The organism is Planktotalea sp. (genome assembly GCF_049680325.1).
GTDB lineage: Bacteria > Pseudomonadota > Alphaproteobacteria > Rhodobacterales > Rhodobacteraceae > Planktotalea.
The window spans coordinates 1-3,104 of record NZ_JBAUHO010000312.1 but is presented as its reverse complement, the minus strand read 5'-3'; the positions used below and the strand labels follow the sequence as shown (position 1 = coordinate 3,104).

Below are 3,104 nucleotides of genomic sequence, written 5' to 3'. Positions count from 1 at the left end.
GGGTTCTCGCGCACGCAACCCCAAAAGAGCAAAACCGTGTCCTCGGCTGGCGCCTGCGGGCCGCACCACTTTTGCGTTTTTCGGGTATGCGTTTGCTCACTCCGGCACTTCGCCAGTGGGTCAGGTTTTAGAGACGACGCCCTAAAGGGCTTTTTCTCAAAACCAGACGACCAAAGGGGCAAAGACCCCATCCACACCACAAAGGAGTAAGCCCATGGGCCTTGATCAATACGCATATATCAAACACGACGAAGGCGCTGACGACGACCGCGCCGCCGATTTCGTATGGCGCAAACATTCCAAGCTGCAAGCTTGGGCAGAGACGCTCTTTACCGCCAAAACTGGTCAATCAGCCGACAAGCTGAACTGCGCAGAACTGGTGCTAGAGGCAGCAGACATCGACACCTTAGAGGCACTTGTCAAACAAAAGGCCCTTCCAAAATCCGATGGCGGGTTCTTCTTTGGGCATCAGTTTCAAGATGAAGCCGCAGACGAAAACGCAGCCCAAGACCTCGCATTCTGCGCATGGGCGAAAGACGTAATCACCAACGGGCAAACCGTTGTTTATTCGTGCTGGTGGTGAGCGTCATGACCGAGCAACAAACGTTCAGCGCGACAGCCCTCGAAATTGCCGAGCAAAACGACCGATTTCGCACCACTTGGGGGGCAGATTTCAGCGTTCCCGGCCAGATCGTGATGACGCGCGGCGTGGCAGACCTGTCACCAGCAGCCAAAGCCATCATCATGCAGCGGGTTCAGACATTCTCTGTCTTTAACGAGGATAACGACCCCTACGGCGATCACACCTTTGGGGCCTTCGAGTTCGAGATTGCTGGCAACACCTACAGCATTTTCTGGAAAATTGACCTCTACGACAAGGACTACTGCATGGGCAGCGATGACCCAGCAAACGTAGCTGTGACGCGGCGGGTTCTGACCGTCCTACACGCATCCGAATACTAATTGGGATCGCCCTTCGGGGCGGTTCCACAAGGCGCAACCCGCGCCGGAAAGGAGGTGAACATATGCCAGAGCAACGATTGCATGAACTGCGCCAAGAAGCCGTTCAACTTGTCAAAAAGGGAGGTCTCTCCGCCAAGATCGGCCTCGCCTTTTTGAAAACCAACGCTGGGGCCTAAGCCCCCTCGCCTCGCCCCTCACGGGGTGGGGCATCCCTACCAATCTCATCAAAGAAAATCAAGGAATGAACCTATGAATGATCAATCTCAAATCACCGCAACACTTCAAGAAGTCCCCTTTGCCGACCTGCATATCTCTGATCTGAACCCGCGCAGCGTCGTCAATGAGGCTAGTATCCTCACCTTGGCGGAAAACATTAGCGCCTACGGACTGATCCAGAACATCGCAGGATTTGCCGAAAAAGGTGGTATCGGCGTTGTTGTCGGTGGACGCCGCTACCGCGCCTTGGCCCTATTGCAGGACGATCCCCGCTTTCAGACCATCACCGTCAAAATGGCACCCGATCAGGAAACGGCACAGTTTTGGGCCACCAGCGAAAACGCACAGCGCGAAGCCCTGCACCCCGCCGATGAAATCCGTGACTTTGGCGCGATGGAAAAACGCGGGGCGACCGTAGCAGATATCGCAATGGCATATGGAGCCACCGAGGCGCATGTTTACCGCCGCCTTGCCTTGGCCAATCTGCCCGATCCCGTAATTGATGCCCTGCACAACGGCGAAATCAGCCTGTCAAACGCCACCGCCTTCACAATCAGCGACGATGAAAAGCTCTCTTTGGAGGTGCTCGAACAGGTCCGAAGCCAAGGTGAAAGCGATCACCGCATCAAAAAGATGCTCAAGCCTGACGCCGTGAAAGACAGTGACCGCCGCGCCGTGTTTGTTGGACTTGATGCCTACAAAGAGGCAGGGGGCCGCACGGGTAGCGATCTCTTTGCTGAAGAAACGCTTATCGATGACCCTGCAATTCTGGACGAATTGTTCGGCAAAAAATTGGAAGCAGCTGCGGCGACATTGCAGGGCGAGGGCTGGAAATGGGCTGAGTCCATCGGTGACAGCTACATCGGCTGGTATCAGATCGATGAGATGAAACTGTCCCGCATCTACGCCGAAGGAGGCACTCTAACCGATGAGCAGAGCGAAGAATACGAGGCCTTGGCGGAACTGTCCGAAGCAGACGACTTGGCCGATGAGGGCCACGTCAGGCTGCATGATCTGCAAACCATCTTGGACGGGTCGTTTACTGACGCGCAAAAAGCCCATGCAGGTGTCTTGGTCTACATCGACAATCGTGGTGCATTGCAGGTTGAGGCAGGTCTGGTAAAGGGCGCAGACAAGAAAGCCGCAATTGAAGCGGGCATTCTGGCCAAGTCCAACCACGCAGGCAGCACTGGGACCAAATCCCCGATCTCGCAAAAACTGGCGGTTGATCTTGAACGCATTACAACAGGGGCACGTCAACATGCTGCCCTGCGCGATCCAGAATTGTTGTTGGCACTCTTTGCCTTCCAACTCTCTGGAAAATCTGGCTACTCACGTGCCTTTGGCTTGCGCAAAGACGAGGTGCCAAATGTCCCGACAACTGAAATGTCGGGCTATGTTTTGGACGAGCGGCTGACCAAGCCGACCCCCAGTGCCAAATACGGCAGTGACATGGCCCGTGTGTTTCGCGCCTACAAGGCCAAGGGTCCAGAGTTCATCATGGAGGAAATCATCCGCCATCTTGCGTCTCTGCTGACAGTGGACGCCGATCTGGCCGAGGTGATCGACAAAGCGGTTGAAACCAATATTCGTGACAATTTCACCCCGAATGCCGAGAACTTCTTTGGCCGTGTCGGGGGGCCATACCTGACCCAGCAATGGCGCGACCTGTTGGACCTCAACGAGGATCATCCGACCGCCACGACATTCGCCAAACTCAAAAAGGGTGAGAAGGCCGAAAAGTTGGAAGCGCTCTTTGGAAATGGCGATGTGCGAGAGGCGTATGGACTGACAGAGGCGCAAGCCGACCGTATTGCTGAATGGTTGCCCGAAGGCATGGCCTAGACAAAGTGGCAGGGCGTTTGCGCGCCCTGCCCTAAATATCCTTGTGGTGAGGATCAACTGGCTCCGCTACGGCGGGGTCC

3 protein-coding genes are annotated in these 3,104 nt (G+C 55.5%); all 3 read left to right on the top strand.

The annotated features are described in order from the left end of the window. Positions 1–214 precede the first annotated feature (214 nt). Positions 215–583 (top strand): phosphoglycerate kinase, encoded by a 369-nt coding sequence (locus WBC85_RS14180; protein ID WP_424438538.1) that lies wholly within the window; start codon positions 215–217, stop codon positions 581–583. Positions 584–588: 5 nt separating this feature from the next. Further along, the gene (locus tag WBC85_RS14175) at positions 589–963 is read left to right on the top strand and encodes a DUF3768 domain-containing protein (protein ID WP_424438535.1); all 375 of its coding nucleotides are present in this window, start codon (positions 589–591) and stop codon (positions 961–963) included. Positions 964–1,212: 249 nt separating this feature from the next. Further along, complete coding sequence (locus WBC85_RS14170; protein WP_424438532.1) at positions 1,213–3,024, top strand: ParB/RepB/Spo0J family partition protein; 1,812 nt, start codon at positions 1,213–1,215, stop codon at positions 3,022–3,024. Positions 3,025–3,104: the final 80 nt, after the last annotated feature.